This is a genomic window from Streptomyces spiramyceticus (genome assembly GCF_028807635.1).
GTDB lineage: Bacteria > Actinomycetota > Actinomycetes > Streptomycetales > Streptomycetaceae > Streptomyces > Streptomyces spiramyceticus.
In genome coordinates this window covers 2,069,607-2,085,437 of the sequence record NZ_JARBAX010000001.1, presented here as the reverse complement: position 1 = coordinate 2,085,437, position 15,831 = coordinate 2,069,607, and the positions used below count along the sequence as shown (strand labels likewise).

Here is a 15,831-nt window from a genome sequence, read left to right as displayed (position 1 = left end):
GTTCTGGGATGAAGACCGTCAACCACTTCATCGGCGGCAAGGCCGTCGAGGGCGCGTCGGGCAACTGGGGCCCGGTCACCGACCCGGCCACCGGCGCCGTGACCACCAAGGTCGCGCTCGCCTCCGTCGAGGAGGTGGACGCCGCCGTCGCGTCGGCGAAGGCCGCGTACGCGACGTGGGGCACGTCCTCGCTCGCGGCCCGCACCGCGGTCCTCTTCCGCTACCGGGCGCTGCTCGACGCGCACCGCGACGAGATCGCCGCGCTGATCACCGCCGAGCACGGCAAGGTGCACTCGGACGCGCTCGGCGAGGTCGCCCGCGGCCTGGAGATCGTCGAGCTGGCGTGCGGCATCACGACGCAGCTGAAGGGCGAGCTGTCCACGCAGGTCTCCAACCGGGTGGACGTGTCCTCGATCCGCCAGCCGCTGGGCGTGGTCGCGGGCATCACCCCGTTCAACTTCCCGGCCATGGTGCCGATGTGGATGTTCCCGCTGGCCATCGCGTGCGGCAACACCTTCGTACTCAAGCCGAGCGAGAAGGACCCGTCGGCCTCGGTGCGCCTCGCGGAGCTGGCCTCCGAGGCGGGCCTGCCGGACGGCGTACTGAACGTCCTGCACGGCGACAAGGTCGCGGTCGACGGCCTGCTCCATCACCCCGACGTCGCGGCGGTCTCCTTCGTCGGCTCGACCCCGATCGCCCGCTACATCCACACCACCGCCTCCGCCAACGGCAAGCGCGTCCAGGCGCTGGGCGGCGCCAAGAACCACATGCTGGTCCTGCCGGACGCGGACCTGGACGCGGCGGCCGACGCGGCGGTCTCCGCCGCCTACGGTTCGGCGGGCGAGCGCTGCATGGCGATCTCGGCGGTGGTGGCGGTGGGCGCGATCGCCGACCAGCTGGTCGACAAGATCCGCGAGCGCGCCGAGAAGATCAAGATCGGCCCCGGCAACGACCCGGCGTCCGAAATGGGCCCGCTGATCACCGCGGCCCACCGCGACAAGGTCGCCTCGTACGTCAAGGGCGCGGCGGCCCAGGGCGCGAAGGTCGTCCTGGACGGCACGGGCCACACGGTCGAAGGCTTCGAGGACGGCCACTGGATCGGCCTCTCCCTCCTGGACGAGGTCTCCACGGACTCCGACGCCTACCGCGACGAAATCTTCGGCCCGGTCCTCTGCGTCCTGCGCACGGCCACGTACGAGGACGGCCTCGCCGTAATCAACAACTCGCCCTTCGGCAACGGCACCGCGATCTTCACCCGCGACGGCGGCGCGGCCCGCCGCTTCCAGCTGGAGGTCGAGGCCGGCATGGTCGGCGTGAACGTCCCGATCCCGGTGCCGGTCGGCTACCACTCCTTCGGTGGCTGGAAGGACTCGCTCTTCGGCGACCACCACATCTACGGGACCGACGGCATCCACTTCTACACCCGCGGCAAGGTCACCACGACCCGCTGGCCGGACCCGGCAGACGCCCCGGCAGGCGTGGACCTGGGCTTTCCCCGCAACCACTGATACGCGGGGCGCGCTGGGGCCCGTACGGACGCTTGATTCCGTACGGGCCCCCGGCGGAGCTTATGGCGAAGGGAGTCACCAGTGAGCAATGCCCGTGCCGGACGTTCCCGGCCCGCAGCGGTCAAATCCGCCACTGCCTCCGTAGCGATGGACGGCCTCCGCACGTCAGCCGAGTCAGACCGCGACGCGGAGGCGTATGTCAACGGCGAATTGACCGCCGAAGAACTGGTTGCCCGGGCAAAGGCGCGGTGTTCGAATCCTCCTGAGCGGCGCCCACGGGACGCCGACACGAGGCCGGAACCCGGGTCGCGGCGGACCACGGCCTGACAGCGTTGCCCCGCTCGGTAGCGACCGCTCCTGCCGGACACAGTGGCGCTCCCGGTCGCAGCGCCACGCCTTGTCCTCGACACGACTTGTCGGCTGATCAGTACAGCTCGTCCAATCTCATGACGATCGCACGCAGTTCGCGAGCTGCGGGGCGCGGCAGCGCCAGCATGGCGCCCTCCAGGTTCTCGCGAGAATCGCGCGGATCCCCGCAGCACAGCCACTCGATGCAGCCGGGGTAGTCGGGATCCCAGAGCCGGTGAGCTGGGTCGTGTACGAAGCTCCGCCACCGCCGCAGCGAATCGCGCACAGCTCCGGCCCAGAGGTAGTTGCGGGTCTCCTCGATGCGGACGATCGCGTACAGCGTGCTCCGTGAGACCCCGTTGATCGGATACAGCTTGTTCTTCCGGTTGTTCTTCCGGCACCGCAACCGCACGGCAAGATCGGCGCGGACCTGACCGGGGCGCCTACGTGGCACGGCCCCCAAAGCTCTTCGTAGTCATACGCGCGATGCTGCCACGCCGGACGCGGGCCCGCCCAGCGCTTTTCGTCGTGCGGCTCAACGAGCGGTGGGTTGGCCGGAAAACTGTTGGCACTTGGCACTCCGCCTGCCCATACCGCATTCTTTCCGCATGCTGATCAGGGAAGCCACCCCCGAGGACTGGCCCGCCATCTGGCCGTTCTTCCACGAGATCGTCGCCGCCGGCGAGACCCTCACGTACCCGCTGCAGCTCGGTGAGGACGATGCCCGCGAGTGGTGGTATCTGGCCGCTCCGAACCGTACGGTCGTCGCCGTCGACGACGACGGCACCGTTCTCGGCACCGCCAAGATGAACCGCAACCACATGGGCAACGGCTCCCACATCGCGAGCGCCACCTACCTGGTCGACCCCAAGCATTCGGGGCAGGGCGTGGGGCGGGCGTTGTGTGAGCACAGCGTGGAATGGGCGCGTGGCGCCGGGTTCCGGGCGATGCAGTTCAACGCGGTCGTCGAGACGAATGTGTACGCCGTGAAGCTCTACCGGTCGATCGGCTTCGACGTGATCGGGACTCTTCCCGAAGGGTTCAACCACCCCAAGCAGGGATACGTCGGCCTGCACATCATGCATATGGCTATCTAAAGCACACGAAGCACCGAGAGTAAGGCCCTCTGAAGACGGCCGCAGAGATACAGAAGACCAACCGTTTCTGATTACCGAGATTGTCTGAACACGGCAGGTACCCGAATGAACCGGGGACCTGCCGTGCACTGGGCGACGCGCCTCTTGCAGATGTTCTTACGGACGCCCTTACATTCGTCGAACTATCGGGCACGGAGCAGTTGGGTCACTGCCCGATGGTCATGGACCAGCGGACCGTGGACGGTACTTCGACCTTCACCGAGGCGTCCTTGCGTGAACGCTTTAGCGCGAACTCGTTGTAAGTGCTTGTGACTTCTCCGGCCTTGCATTCCTGAGGGAAGCTCAACCCCACGGGTTCCAGGGTGATCTTGATGAGCCCCTTGCCCTGGCAGTTCACAGCAATCGCCAACTCGCCGGAGCCGACACCTCCCTCCAGGGGGAGGGACTGATTGCCCTTGCCGTTAGCGACAGAGGCAAGGACCTTTCCACCGTAGATGTCGGGCGCCTTGGTTACCGATTCTTTCGGACCTTCTGCGCCAGCCTCAGCTGTCACCGATGAACTAACCGAGGGTGACGCGCTGGAACGTGGAGCACCCTTGGGGGTGCCGTCAGTACAGCTTGCCAGCAAACCGGAAGCTCCGGTCACCACTGCGAATGCGATCAGGCCGCGTGGGATCTTTACGACTCCCACAAGTACCACCCGACTTTGATCGGAGAATAGCTGGTGATCGTCTTCTTCTCCGAGGTGCTGCAGTTGCTGTATTGCGTGTAACTCTTGCCCGTGTTCTTCAAGCGGAAAACGCCAAACTTCGCGTTCGTGGTCTTCCTCGGAGGCGTGTCAACCCTGACCGAAACGCCCATCTTCGCTGTAATTTTCATTGAGAGATCGACGTTGTAGGTCCCTTCGATCTCAGCCACCATGGCGCTTGCGCTCACCTTGAGGCCTGCGCTGACAGCAACACCGACTTCGCCCGTCATTTCGGACTCGAATCTCGACTCTGCTGTCCGGCTCGTGTTGTTGTAATTGGACAAGGTGGGGCCGACGCCCTTGTGCTTGTTGCCGCCCTTGCTGGTGGCCCGGTACACGCCGCGTGTGGGACCGCAGTACTCCGCAGCCGGTGAATCTGACGGTTTCTGGGTGGGGAGCGTCTCACCGTCAGGGTTCCCAGGGTCAGTAGGTTCCTGACTGACGGACTCTTCGGGGACGTCTGTCACGTCCTCTTCCGGTTCGGCGGGCGGAGCGGTGTTAATCACAGACTCTTCCGAGTCGACGGAAGTGCTGAGTGACGGCGAAGCGTCCGTGCCTGCTGCTAGCGCCGGGGTGGTCAGACCCGTCAGCATCATCGCAGTAGCCGCCGAAGCGAGAAGGCACTTCCTTGTTGCGATGCCCACGAGGCACCTCTCTTTCGAGCCGCCCCCCCTGGGCGGCCGATGCGTGAAACCTATGCGGGTAATTGGTCTAGCCCGATGAAATCGAAGACTTACTGAGCATAAATTGAGCTTGGCTGGAGGTGTTTGGAGGGATCTGTTCTTGAGGTTCCGAATTGCCCGCTGGGCGGTCATTTGAGGGGTGATGCCTTCTGGCGCTGAGCTGCCGGGAGTTGGGTCAGCGCGGAGTGGGCGGACAGCGACGATTTGCGGCCCCTACGCTTCAGGCGCGGTTCGCGGCCGTTGCGGTCAAACTTGGAGGACTGGCCTTGCCGTCGGCGGCTTCGCACTGGGCGGGGCCTGCATGGAGCTGTCGCAGCGGAGTCTTACGTCGACGCCTCCGTCGCGCTCGGGCCGGCCAAGGTGGTCGAACGACTCCCCCGACCAATTCGCCCTGATCTCAAGGAGCGTGAAGGACGCTTGACTTGGATCAAGCCGTCGTTTCTCTGGATGACGTACCGCTGCGGCTGGGGATGAAGCATGGACCAGGAGGCCGTCCTGGCCGTCGAGATCGCTTGCGACGGCTTCGAGTGGCCCTGCGCAATTCCTGCGGGGACTGCACCTGCACCAGGCCTTCTGGAAGCGGAAGTTGAGACAGTCCTGGGCGGCGGGTTGACGGCTGTTGATGTGGTTGTAGGCCATTGCTGGCCGTCGGATACCTCGTTTGGGTGAACGGTACGGCATCGCAGGGCTTGTGTTCTTGCTGGGCTGTTCCCTGTGAGGGGGGTGGCTATGGCGCTGTGGGCGAGTGGGGAGGAGGTGGCTGGTGGCACTCGGTGCACGGAGGAAGAGGCGCGAACTGCGTACGCTGGCCGCTCCGTTCACGATCGCGGCGCCTGCCGGTGCGCGTATCCGTGACCGGCTGCGCCTGAGTTCGGCCGATGAGCACGTCCTGACGCTCCTCGGTGGACACCTCGGTCATCACGCCCGTGTCGATCTGGCGGAGCGTGTCCGTATCGGTAGTGTGCCGGTCAAGGACAATCGGCGGGCGGAGCGTAAGCGGGCGCTGACGAAGGTGTCGTCTTCACGTTGGGCGGGTGCGATCACCCGGGCCAATGAGGACCAGTTCCAGCTCAGCCTGCGATGCCTGTTCGATGAGCGGGCGTCCCTACGCCGGGCCATCGCGAAGATCGGTAAGCGTGTGGCGGTGGCGTGCGGGCAACGCGTGGGCGGTGTCCGCGGATACCGGGACCGGGCTGAGCGTGCACAGAAGCAGTCCCGGTTGCGGGTACTCACGGCGCGCCTGGTCGAGGTGGAGGCGCGTATCGAGGCCGGGCATCCGGCGATCGTCGTCGGCGGCAGGCGGCTGGCGAAGACCCGGCACAGCCTCGTTGACGCCGGGCTTACCGAGCCCGAGTGGCGGGAGCGGTGGGAAGCGACCCGCATGTTCCTGACCGCCGACGGCGAGTCCGGCGCACCGCACGGCAACTACACGATCACCGTGGACCCGGCCGACGGCAGCCTCACGATCGTCCTGCCCGAGCCGTTGCGGCACCTGGCCAACGCCCCACGCGGCCGGTACCGGCTCGCCGCGAAGGTGACGTTCACCCACCGCCGGGACGAATGGCTCGACCGGATCACCACCAGCCAAGCTGTCCGCTACGACATCACACGCGACCCCGTGCGTGGCCGCTGGTACCTCGACGCTTCCTGGTCCACCGCGAAAGATGCGCTGCCCACCCCGGACGAGCTGGCCGCCACCGGCGCCCGGCTGCTGGCCGTGGACCTCAACGCCGACCACCTCGCCGCCTGCGTCGTCGACGCGCATGGCAACCCGGTCGGTGAGCCGGTCACTGTACGCACCGAGCTGACCGGACCCGCATCCCAGCGCGACGGGCGTCTGCGGGCCGCGATCAGCGAACTGATCGGCCTCGCAAAGGCGAACGGCTGCACCGGTCTCGCAATTGAGAACCTCGGCTTCGACGACGCCCGTGCCACCGGCCGGGAAACCATGGGACGCGGCAAACGCGGCAAGACGTTCCGCCGCACCGTCGCAGGACTGCCGACCGCGCGCTTCCGGGAACGACTGCGCGGCATGGCTTATCACGCCGGGCTCGTCGTGATCGCCGTCGATCCTGCCTATACCTCCCGCTGGGGTGCCCGGCACTGGCAGGAACCTCTTCAGCAGCAGTCGAAGACCACCGTCACCGGGCATCATGCGGCTTCGGTGGCGATCGGCAGGCGCGCCCTCGGACACGGGATACGGCGTCGGCCAGGTGTGACCGCACACGACCAGAGGATCGTTGTGCGGAGAGCTACCGGCCAGACCGTCCCCCGCCCCAGGGCACGCGGGACCACAAGCCCGCCAAGGACCACAGGCACGCCCCACCAGGGCGACAGGACCTGCTGGGACCGAAGCGACCAGCTTGTGCTGTTCCCCGCCTCCAAGACCGTTCGGGAGACACCCGGTGCCAGACGCCCAGCGTCTGGCCCGGTTCATGGCGAGTTGGCCAACACCGGCCAACTCGCATAGCAACGGTGCAGTGGGATCCCGAGCGTGACGTGCGGCAACCCGTTGCAGTTCTGCTCGGTCCAGCTGGCCTGGCGGGCGATGCCGCGGGGCGGTACGCCGATGAGTGGACGGTGTCCATCAGCGACGTCACGCCTCTCGCGCGCGAGATACACGCCCTCGTGCGTAGCGGCTACCTGGACGCCGCCGCGCGGCTGCTGCCGGACGGGCGGCCCTGTCCCGCGGGCAAGGAGCTCCTCGGCCATCTCGGCGGCGACGGTGAGGGGGACGGTCAGGGGGACGGCGCCTGACCTGGCTTGTCAGCGTCTGTGCGCGTTGCCGCCCATCCAGCCGCGCAAATGTTGAGGGAACCCCGTCGGTGGCTTTGTGTTGGGAACCAGCGATCCCACTTCAGTGCGGGCCAACGGGCTTCGCCCTGCTCCGATCGCCCAACAGAGAGATGAGACGTCCATGCGTGTTCTGACCACCCTCATGGTCTCGGCCGTTTCGTGTACGGCCACCGTCGCCGCCCTGGCCGTTCCGGCCGCCGCGGCCAGTACCGACCGCGACAACGGCGGCCGCCATGCCGTCATCAAAGGACGAGCCGACCTCACCGGCGCACAGGAAGTGCCCCGCAAGGGCGACCGCAACGGCAGCGGTGAGTTCTGGTTCCGGATCAAGCACGGCACCATTTGCTACGCGCTCAACGTACGCAAGATCGCAAAGCCCAACGGCGCCCATATCCACGCCGGCAAGCGCGGTAAGGCCGGGCCTGTGGTCGTCACCCTCAAGACCCCCCTGTCCAAGTACCCCAAGGGCGGGAAGTCGAAGGACTGCATCAAGGCGAAGAAGTATCAGACGTCCAAGAACGCCGAGAAGGTCCTGACGTTCCATGAACTGTCGCTGATCGCCTTCGCGCCCAAGAATTTCTACGTCAACGTCCACAACCTCCGCTTCCCCGACGGAGCCATCCGCGGACAGCTCCGCTGCCAGTAGTAGGGGCGCGGGCTACGCACAGCGACCGGCCGCCACTCGGCTCAGTGGCGGCCGGTCACCCGTCACAGTGCGGGAGAGCCGGTCAGAAGAGGGAGTGCAGCAGCCGGTTCGGGGAGCCGGTGAGCGGGTCCTGGACCTTGCCCGGGGTTGCGTTGTTCACCAGCGCGTTGCGGACCTGCGCCGGGGTTGCGGTGGGGTGTGCCGAGATGTAGAGGGCGGCAACGCCTGCTGTGTGCGGGGCGGCCATCGACGTACCGGAAATGGTGTTCGTGGCCGTGTCGCTGTCCTTCCAGGCCGAGGTGACCTTCACGCCGGGGGCGAACAGGTCCAGGCACGTCCCGTAGTTGGAGAAGGACGCCCGGCGGTCGGCGCTGTCGGTCGCGCCCACCGTGATGGCCTCGGGGACGCGCGCCGGGGAGGAGTTGCACGCGTTCGCGGGCCAGCCGAGGATGTTGCCGTTGCCCGCCGCGACCGCGTAGCTGACGCCGGACGCAACGGACCGCTTCACCGCGTTGTCCAGGGCCGTGCTGGCGCCGCCGCCCAGGCTCATGTTCGCCACGGCCGGCTTCCTGGCGTTGGCGGTCACCCAGTCGACGCCGGCGATGACGCCCGCCGTCGTACCGGAGCCCGCGCAGTTCAGGACGCGTACGCCGACCAGGTTGACGGCCTTGGCCACGCCGTACTTCCTGCCGCCCACCGTGCCCGCCACGTGTGTGCCGTGGCCCTGGCAGTCCTGGCCGTTGCGGCCGTCGCCCACCGTGTCCGTGCCGATCTTTGCGCGGCCACCGAACTCGCTGTGGGAGGTGCGGATACCGGTGTCGATGATGTACGCGGAGACGTTCGACGCGGTGGTGTCGTGCGTGTACGTCGTCGAGAGCGGGAGGTTCCGCTGGTCGATGCGGTCGATGCCCCAGGTGGCGTTGGTCTGCGTCTCGGTGAGCCGTACCCGGGCGTCCTGTTCGACGTACGCCACCCTCGGGTCCGCCGCCAGCTCGGCAGCCTGAGCCTTCGACATGGTGGTGGAGAAGCCCGTGAGGACGCTGCGGTAGACGTGATGCGGGGTTACGCCCAGGTCGGCGGCGCTGGTCGTGCCGTCCTTCAGGACGACAATCCAGCTGTTTTCGACGGCGGTTGAGGCAGGCGCCAGGCGAAGGTCGATGAGCGGTGCGCTCTGTGCGGCGGGCGGGCCCGCCAGCTGGAAACCGGTGGTGAGGGCTATGACGGGTATCAGGGTCCCCGCGCGGCGGAAGGTGAGTCTCATACGTGTGCACCTGACCTTTCGTTGACCGGATCCCGGGCAACTTACGGTCTGGACGGTGCCGATACGTGGTGCGGATGTGCAGGTCAGGGGCCCGTGTGGTGGACGGGTGCACATGAAGGCATTACCGGAGGTAAGAGGAGGTAGGGGGAGTCAGGCCAGCGGCCACGTCAGCATGGCGAAATCGCCGTCGTCCTGCGCCTGCGCCGAGCGGTACGTCGCGAGCGCCGCGTCGTTGTCGCGCTCGACCCCGACCCACATGTCGTAACAGCCGCGCTCGCGCGCGACCGCCGCCAGCGCCCGGGTCAGGGCACGGCCGATGCCGCGCCGCCGGTACGGCTCGTCGACCGACAGCTCGTACAGGCACATCTCGGTGCCCTTGTCCGGGTGGGTCATCTCGATGCCCGAGACCATTCCGGCCGGCACCCCGGCGACGTACGCGATGAGCATCAGATGGCCGGGCGCCGCCAGGAAACGCTCGGCCCATTCGGGGCGGGCCGGGCCGTCGTAGAGGTGCTCGGCGGCGGTCAGCTCGGCCACGGTCGTCGCGCGTCGGATGTCCATCCGGATGTCCATGGGTACTGCCCTTCACTACTCCTGCCGCGGTACGGGGCGAAGGCCTCGTACTCCTTGCGTACTCCAGAGAGTTCCATCTGGGGGCAGCTTCGGCTGTCATACCCGGGACCTAGGGTTCAGACATGAAGCTACGCATTCCCCGCAGCCGGGTGCTCACCGGTGCGGCCGCCGCGTGTGCCGTCCTGGTCGGGGCCGGCACATGGACGGCTGCCGCCTCCGACAGCGCACCCACTGTGCAACGCGAGGAACGGATCATGCGCATGAACGGGGTGAAGATCGACACCTCGTTCTTCACCGCGGGCGGCGGGAGCGGCGTCGACGCCAAGCGGCCCGCCGTGCTGCTCGGGCACGGCTTCGGCGGCAGCAAGCGCGACGTACAGGCGCAGGCCGAACAGCTGGCAAGAGACGGGTACGCCGTGCTGACCTGGTCGGCGCGCGGCTTCGGGAGGTCCACCGGGAAGATCGGGCTGAACGATCCGGACGGCGAGGTCAAGGACGTCTCGCGGCTGATCGACTGGCTCGCGGACCGCCCCGAGGTGCGGCTCGACGCGGACGGCGACCCGCGCGTCGGCGTCAGCGGATCGTCATACGGAGGTGCCGTGTCGCTGCTCGCCGCCGGTCACGACAAGCGGGTCGACGCCATCGCGCCGCAGATCACCTACTGGAACCTGGCCGACTCGCTTTTCCCCGACGGGGTCTTCAAGAAACTCTGGGCCGGGATTTTCATCAACACCGGTGGCGGGTGCGAGAGGTTCGAAAAGCAGCTGTGCGAGATGTACGAGCGGGTCGCGGTCGCCGGAACGCCGGACACCGCCGCCCGTGAGCTGCTCGAAGCGCACAGCCCCTCCGCCGTCGGCGACCGCATCAAGGTGCCCGCGCTCATCGTGCAGGGGCAGAACGACTCGCTCTTCCCGCTCGGCCAGGCCGACGCCATGGCGCAGGCGATCAAGGGCAACGGCGCACCCGTCGCCGTCGACTGGATCGCGGGCGGGCACGACGGCGGGGACCGCGAGACCTCCCGGGTGGAGGGGCGGATCACCGACTGGTTCGACCGCTACCTGAAGGGGGACAAAGGCGCGGACACCGGGCCCGCCTTCCGCGTCACCCGCACCGGAGGCGTCAGTTCCACCGATGGCGCCGCCCAGTTGAGAGGCGCCACGAGTGATCGCTACCCGGGCCTCGGTGGCGGCGAGCGGGAACTGAAGCTCGCCGGCAAGCGCGAGCAGACCTTCGAGAATCCGGCCGGGGCGAATCCGCCCGCCATCTCCGCCGTACCGGGCATCGGCGCTCTCTCCCAGCTGTCCGGGCTCGGGGTGGGGCTTTCCCTAGACTTCCCCGGCCAGTACGCACGCTTCGAAACCGGGGCCCTTGCCTCCGATCTGCGCATCACCGGCTCACCGACCGTACGGGTCAAGGTGCGGTCGGACCGGGGCGATGCCGTGCTGTTCGGCAAGGTGTACGACGTGAGTGCGGACGGGCGCCGGCAGGTGCTGCCCTCGCAGCTCGTCGTACCCGTCCGTGTCACCGGTGCCGGTGCCAAGGACGGCGCCACCGTCGAGCTGAAGCTTCCGGCCGTCGACCACGAGGTCAGGGCTGGGCACCGGCTCCGCCTCGTCCTCGCCGCCACCGACCTCGGGTACGCGTCCCCGGCCGACCCGGCGGCGTACACCGTCTCCCTCGAAGGGGACGGGGCGCTCACCGTGCCGACCGCGCCCGGCGTGAAGACCCAGGCGGCCGCGCTGCCCTGGTGGGTCTGGGGGCTCCCGGCCGGTGGCGCGGCCCTGGCCGCCGTGCTGCTGCTCACCGCACGACGGCGGGCCGCCGCGCCCGCGCCGGATCCGGCGCTCGCCGAGGTGCCGCTGCAGATCACGGACCTGACGAAGCGGTACGCCAAGTCCGCCGACCGGTATGCCGTACGGGACCTTTCGTTCCGGGTGGAGAAGGGGCAGGTTCTGGGGCTGCTCGGGCCGAACGGCGCGGGCAAGACCACCACCCTGCGCATGCTGATGGGCCTCATCACGCCCGACAGCGGCGAGATCCGGGTCTTCGGGCACGCCATCAGGCCGGGATCCCCCGTGCTGTCGCGTGTCGGTTCGTTCGTCGAGGGCGCGGGCTTTCTGCCGCACCTCAGCGGGCGGGCCAACCTCGACCTGTACTGGCAGGCGACCGGAAGGCCCGTCGAGGACTCCCATCTGGAGGAGGCCCTGGAGATCGCGGGGCTCGGCGATGCTCTGGAGCGGGCCGTACGGACGTACTCGCAGGGCATGAGGCAGCGCCTCGCCATCGCCCAGGCCATGCTCGGGCTGCCGGACCTGCTCATACTCGACGAGCCGACGAACGGTCTCGACCCGCCACAGATCCGCGAGATGCGGGACGTGATGATCCGATACGCCGCCGCAGGCCGGACCGTCATCGTCTCCAGTCACCTCCTCTCGGAGGTCGAGCAGTCCTGCACCCATCTGGTGGTCATGGACCGTGGGCGGCTGATGCAGGCCGGTCCCGTCGACGAGATCACCGGCGGGGGAGACACCCTGCTCGTGACGACGGAGAGCGAGGTGTCGGAGGCGCTGGCCGAGAAGGTCGGCGCGCTGCCGGGCATCGGGTCCGCCGTACGGACGGAGGAAGGCCTGCTGGTACGGCTGGAAGGCGCGTCGCCGGCCGAGCTCATTGGCGAACTGGTCCGGCTGGACGTCCCGTTGACGGGTGTCGGGCCGAACCGTCGCCTGGAGGATGCGTTCCTCACTCTGATCGGAGGCTCTTCCGCATGAGCACTAACGTCGTTGAGGCCGCGTCCGGTTACCGGGCAGGGCGCACCCTGCCGCTGCGCGTCGAAGCGATGCGGCAGTGGCGCAGGCGGCGCACGATGGTGATGGCCCTCGTGCTGGGCGCCCTGCCCCTCGTCCTGATCGCGGCGTTCGCGATCGGCGGCACGCCCAGTGCGGACAGCGGCCGGGTGACTCTGATGGACACCGCGACGGCGTCGGGTGCCAATTTCGCGGCGACGTGCCTCTTCGTGTCGGCGGGGTTCCTGCTGGTGGTGCCGGTGGCGCTGTTCTGCGGCGACACGGTGGCTTCCGAGGCCAACTGGTCGTCGCTGCGCTACCTGCTGGCGGCGCCCGTGCCGCGCGCCCGGCTGCTGTGGAGCAAGCTCGCGGTGGCGCTGGGCTTCAGCCTGGCGGCGATGGTGCTGCTGCCGGTCGTGGCGCTGGCTGCGGGGTCCATCGCGTACGGGTGGGGGGCGCTGGAACTGCCGACCGGCGGGTCGCTGGCTGCGGGGGATGCGGTGCCTCGGCTCGCGCTCGTTGTCGCGTTCATTTTTGTCTCGCAACTGGTCACTGCTGGGCTGGCGTTCTGGCTGTCCACGAAGACCGATGCCCCGCTGGGGGCGGTCGGTGGCGCTGTGGGTCTGACGATCGTCGGGAACGTGCTCGATGCGGTGACGGCGCTCGGGGCCTGGCGTGACTTCTTGCCGGCGCACTGGCAGTTCGCTTGGGCGGATGCGCTTCAGCCGGAGCTGGAGTGGGGCGGGATGCTCAAGGGGGCGGCGGTTTCGGTTACGTATGCGGTGGTGCTTTTCGCTCTCGCGTTCAGGGGGTTCGGGCGTAAGGACGTTGTGTCCTGAGGCCGGTGGCGGTGCGGCTGCGGGTGCGGTTCTCAAACGGTGCGGTCCTCAAACTCACCCAAAGGACTGCGTCCAGGGGGGACCCCCACGGACTGAATTGAGCCACCGTGGGGGCCGAACGCGCCATGATGTGCGCCATGGCCACTCTGCTGCTCGTCCTTGCCGTCGTTGCCACCGGGCTCTACGCCGGATTCATGCTGATCTTCCTCACCGGGATCATGCCCGCCCTCGCGCGGCTCACGGACGAGCAGTTCGTGGCTGCCATGCGGCGCATCAACGAGGAAGTACCGGGTGCGGTGTTCGTAAGCGTCATGCTCGCCTCGGTGGTCTTTCCGGTCGCCGCCCTCGCCGTACCCGGCGACGACCGGTCCGCTGCGCAATGGGGACTGCTCGGGGCCGGGCTCGCGTGCGTGCTGGTCAATCACCTCGTCACCGTCGCCGGGAACATTCCCCTCAACAACGCCCTCGCCGCATCCGAGCAGGCCGGGACCGGGGATCGCCAGGTGCGTGAACCGTTCGAGGTGCGGTGGAACCGGCTGCACCTCGTACGGACACTGCTCGTCACCGCCGGGTTCGTCCTTGTCGCCAGTTCCGGTGTCGTCGGCGGGAATTAACCCGAGGGCAACCATTTGGCGGGGCCGGGTGTCTGGTGAGGCGTGTACGGAGCTGACTGCTCCCGCATCGTTCAGTTCAACCGCTGACCCTCCACGGGAAAAGGCAGTGCCCCGCCGCGGGGGATGCGCGGCGGGGCACTGTCGGCTCATGGGGCTGCCGACCAAGGGGCGGCCGGAACCGGGGAGCAGGAGGGCCCAGCGGTGCGGTCATCGCCTCGGGCCCACGCGGCCCGCCGAAGTGCGGTCGGCTGTGCGAGCTTGTGCCACGTGGGAACGGCGGCTGCCTTCGCCACAGTGCGCACCTCTGATCGGTCGTCACGTGCCTGTCCACGCAACCAGCAGCAGGCGTCCGGGTTCGACGTTGGAGCGATGAAAGATGGATGCAAGTTCGGCTCGGCAGGGTGATCCGGGCCCAAGCTGGGGCTTTCACGGTGTTGGGCGTCCCGGATGCCGTCCCGGCCGGGGCGTCGGCGGTGGTCTCGCAGGCCGGCGGGTGCCGCTGGTCGAGACGGTTCCGCAAGACGGGGCACCCCGGCTGCTCAGGCGGGGACGGGCTCCACGTCAGCATCGTCAAAGGGTGGATAGCTCTCGTTGCCCATTCGCTCGGCCGCATCGATGTAGTCGGCAAGAGCGTCGCGGGATTGAGCGAGCCTGTCCATCTGATCGTCCAGTCGCCGCAGCCGTGACCGCATCGCGGCCAGCAATTCGGAACACCCGGGCAGCTCCGGGGCCTCTCCGACCGCACAGGGCAGCAGGTACGCGATGTCCTCGGAGGACAAACCGGCACCAAGCAGGTGCCGGATCTGCTTCACCCGCAGCACGGCGTTTTCGTCGTACTCGCGGTAACCGTTCGCGCCGCGGTCTGCCTCCAGCAGGCCCTGGGCCTCGTAGTAGCGCAACTGATGGGCGTTGACGCCCGTCCGGCGACTCAGTTCCCCGATACGCATCGAAACCTCGCTTGACCTTCACACCGGTATCAACGTTGACGATGCTGCCATGAACAACAAAACCGATACACCCGTGACAGTCATCGGACTCGGACTGATGGGCCAGGCACTCGCCGGCGCGTTCCTGAAAGCCGGGCATCCCACAACCGTGTGGAACCGTACGGCCTCCAAGGCCGACCAGTTGGTGGCCGAGGGCGCACGGCTGGCGACAACGGTTGGCGACGCGCTCAAGGCAGGTTCTCTTACGATCATCTGCGTCAGCGACTACCAGGCCATGCACGAGCTGTTCGGCGCGAGCGATGTCGAGCTGGGCGGCACGATGTTGATCAATCTGACCTCGGCGACTCGGCCCAGGCCCGGGAAGCCGCCCAATGGGCCGAGCAGCGCGGCGCCCATTACCTGGACGGCGCCATCATGGCCATCCCGCCGGCGATCGGGACCGCCGAGGCGGTGATCCTGCACAGCGGGCCGCAGTCGGACTTCGAGGCACACAAGTCAGCACTCGATGCGCTCGGTACCGTCACCTACCTTGGCGCGGACCATGGGCTGGCGTCTCTGTACGACGTGGCCGGCCTGGCCATGATGTGGAGCGTCCTGAACGCCTGGCTCCAGGGCACTGCCCTGCTCAGGACGGCCGGTGTTGACGCCGCAACGTATGCGCCGTTTGCGCAGCAGATCGCTGCCGGTGTGGCCGCATGGCTGCCGGGGTATGCCGAGCAGATCGACAGCGGCTCCTTCCCGGCCGAGGTGTCGGCCCTGGAGACCGACGCACGGGCGATGGCACACTTGATCGAGGAGAGCGAGGCGGCGGGCGTCAACGCCGAACTGCCGAAGTTGATCAAGGCGATGGCCGACCGCTCGATCGCCGCCGGACACGGTGGGGAGCAGTATCCCGTGCTGATTGAAGAGTTCGGCAAACCCCGCGACAACTGACCGATCCCGACACCGGGCTCTGGTCTCGGGCTTTCGCGTGGCGGGCTGTCCGGAT

At 68.0% G+C, this 15,831-nt stretch carries 16 protein-coding genes and 1 pseudogene; 11 read left to right on the top strand and 6 right to left on the bottom strand.

The genetic code is table 11. The features are described 5' to 3' along the window. Positions 1-8: 8 nt before the first annotated feature. On the top strand, positions 9-1,508 hold the full coding sequence (locus PXH83_RS09335) for a CoA-acylating methylmalonate-semialdehyde dehydrogenase (RefSeq protein ID WP_274558758.1): 1,500 nt from the start codon (positions 9-11) through the stop codon (positions 1,506-1,508). Positions 1,509-1,589: 81 nt separating this feature from the next. Beyond that, the gene (locus PXH83_RS09330) at positions 1,590-1,835 is read left to right on the top strand and encodes an antitoxin VbhA family protein (RefSeq protein ID WP_274558756.1); all 246 of its coding nucleotides are present in this window, start codon (positions 1,590-1,592) and stop codon (positions 1,833-1,835) included. Positions 1,836-1,932: 97 nt separating this feature from the next. Here PXH83_RS09330 and PXH83_RS09325 read toward each other — a convergent pair whose 3' ends face one another. Beyond that, entirely contained in the window at positions 1,933-2,310 is a 378-nt protein-coding gene (locus PXH83_RS09325) for a hypothetical protein (RefSeq protein ID WP_274558754.1), read from the bottom strand. Positions 2,311-2,464: 154 nt separating this feature from the next. Between PXH83_RS09325 and PXH83_RS09320 the strand changes: the two genes are divergently transcribed. Beyond that, positions 2,465-2,953: a GNAT family N-acetyltransferase gene (locus PXH83_RS09320; RefSeq protein WP_274558752.1), complete on the top strand. Its 489-nt coding sequence runs from the start codon at positions 2,465-2,467 to the stop codon at positions 2,951-2,953. Between the two features lie 205 nt (positions 2,954-3,158). Here PXH83_RS09320 and PXH83_RS09315 read toward each other — a convergent pair whose 3' ends face one another. Then, positions 3,159-3,506 carry a hypothetical protein gene (locus PXH83_RS09315; RefSeq protein ID WP_274558750.1) on the bottom strand — a complete coding sequence of 116 codons (348 nt, stop codon included), beginning with the start codon at positions 3,504-3,506 and terminating at the stop codon, positions 3,159-3,161. Between the two features lie 125 nt (positions 3,507-3,631). Next, positions 3,632-4,345, bottom strand: a complete 714-nt coding sequence (locus PXH83_RS09310) for a hypothetical protein (protein WP_274558748.1) — start codon at positions 4,343-4,345, stop codon at positions 3,632-3,634. Between the two features lie 399 nt (positions 4,346-4,744). Between PXH83_RS09310 and PXH83_RS32445 the strand changes: the two genes are divergently transcribed. The 4 genes from PXH83_RS32445 (at position 4,745) to PXH83_RS09295 (ending at position 7,826) form a co-directional block, all read left to right on the top strand. Next, a complete protein-coding gene (locus PXH83_RS32445) occupies positions 4,745-4,858 on the top strand; it encodes a DUF4291 family protein (protein WP_420803137.1) in 114 nt (37 codons plus the stop codon). A 289-nt stretch (positions 4,859-5,147) separates the two neighbouring features. After that, entirely contained in the window at positions 5,148-6,854 is a 1,707-nt protein-coding gene (locus PXH83_RS09305; RefSeq protein WP_274558746.1) for a hypothetical protein, read from the top strand. A gap of 5 nt (positions 6,855-6,859) precedes the next feature. Then, entirely contained in the window at positions 6,860-7,141 is a 282-nt protein-coding gene (locus PXH83_RS09300) for a DUF4291 family protein (protein WP_338054705.1), read from the top strand. A gap of 160 nt (positions 7,142-7,301) precedes the next feature. Further along, positions 7,302-7,826, top strand: a complete 525-nt coding sequence (locus PXH83_RS09295) for a CHRD domain-containing protein (RefSeq protein ID WP_274558744.1) — start codon at positions 7,302-7,304, stop codon at positions 7,824-7,826. 82 nt (positions 7,827-7,908) lie between these two features. Here the strand turns inward: PXH83_RS09295 and PXH83_RS09290 are convergent, their stop codons facing one another. Both PXH83_RS09290 and PXH83_RS09285 read right to left on the bottom strand, forming a co-directional pair. Next, positions 7,909-9,087: a S8 family peptidase gene (locus PXH83_RS09290; RefSeq protein WP_274558742.1), complete on the bottom strand. Its 1,179-nt coding sequence runs from the start codon at positions 9,085-9,087 to the stop codon at positions 7,909-7,911. Positions 9,088-9,237: 150 nt separating this feature from the next. Next, positions 9,238-9,648 (bottom strand): GNAT family N-acetyltransferase, encoded by a 411-nt coding sequence (locus tag PXH83_RS09285; RefSeq protein ID WP_274558740.1) that lies wholly within the window; start codon positions 9,646-9,648, stop codon positions 9,238-9,240. A 134-nt stretch (positions 9,649-9,782) separates the two neighbouring features. Between PXH83_RS09285 and PXH83_RS09280 the strand changes: the two genes are divergently transcribed. The 3 genes from PXH83_RS09280 to PXH83_RS09270 all read left to right on the top strand — a co-directional run bounded on the left by PXH83_RS09280 (position 9,783) and on the right by PXH83_RS09270 (position 13,896). Then, positions 9,783-12,428, top strand: coding sequence for an alpha/beta fold hydrolase (locus tag PXH83_RS09280; protein WP_274558737.1), 2,646 nt, complete (start codon positions 9,783-9,785; stop codon positions 12,426-12,428). Next, positions 12,425-13,282, top strand: coding sequence for an ABC transporter permease (locus PXH83_RS09275; protein WP_274558735.1), 858 nt, complete (start codon positions 12,425-12,427; stop codon positions 13,280-13,282). Before PXH83_RS09280 ends, PXH83_RS09275 begins: the two co-directional genes overlap by 4 nt. A gap of 137 nt (positions 13,283-13,419) precedes the next feature. Further along, complete coding sequence (locus tag PXH83_RS09270; protein ID WP_274558733.1) at positions 13,420-13,896, top strand: anthrone oxygenase family protein; 477 nt, start codon at positions 13,420-13,422, stop codon at positions 13,894-13,896. A 539-nt stretch (positions 13,897-14,435) separates the two neighbouring features. Here PXH83_RS09270 and PXH83_RS09265 read toward each other — a convergent pair. Next, positions 14,436-14,843, bottom strand: a complete 408-nt coding sequence (locus PXH83_RS09265) for a MerR family transcriptional regulator (RefSeq protein WP_274558731.1) — start codon at positions 14,841-14,843, stop codon at positions 14,436-14,438. A gap of 49 nt (positions 14,844-14,892) precedes the next feature. On the opposite strand from PXH83_RS09265, the pseudogene PXH83_RS09260 reads away from it, so the two are divergent. After that, positions 14,893-15,776, top strand: a pseudogene (locus PXH83_RS09260) (NAD(P)-dependent oxidoreductase). Positions 15,777-15,831 lie beyond the last annotated feature (55 nt).

Bases quoted from the DNA above. Each gene is read 5' to 3' on its own strand.
- PXH83_RS09335 (WP_274558758.1), top strand. From the start codon at position 9: ATGAAGACCGTCAACCACTTCATCGGCGGCAAGGCCGTCGAGGGCGCG.
- PXH83_RS09320 (WP_274558752.1), top strand. From the start codon at position 2,465: ATGCTGATCAGGGAAGCCACCCCCGAGGACTGGCCCGCCATCTGGCCG.
- PXH83_RS09295 (WP_274558744.1), top strand. From the start codon at position 7,302: ATGCGTGTTCTGACCACCCTCATGGTCTCGGCCGTTTCGTGTACGGCC.
- PXH83_RS09290 (WP_274558742.1), bottom strand. From the start codon at position 9,087: ATGAGACTCACCTTCCGCCGCGCGGGGACCCTGATACCCGTCATAGCC.
- PXH83_RS09285 (WP_274558740.1), bottom strand. From the start codon at position 9,648: ATGGACATCCGACGCGCGACGACCGTGGCCGAGCTGACCGCCGCCGAG.
- PXH83_RS09280 (WP_274558737.1), top strand. From the start codon at position 9,783: ATGAAGCTACGCATTCCCCGCAGCCGGGTGCTCACCGGTGCGGCCGCC.
- PXH83_RS09275 (WP_274558735.1), top strand. From the start codon at position 12,425: ATGAGCACTAACGTCGTTGAGGCCGCGTCCGGTTACCGGGCAGGGCGC.
- PXH83_RS09270 (WP_274558733.1), top strand. From the start codon at position 13,420: ATGGCCACTCTGCTGCTCGTCCTTGCCGTCGTTGCCACCGGGCTCTAC.
- PXH83_RS09265 (WP_274558731.1), bottom strand. From the start codon at position 14,843: ATGCGTATCGGGGAACTGAGTCGCCGGACGGGCGTCAACGCCCATCAG.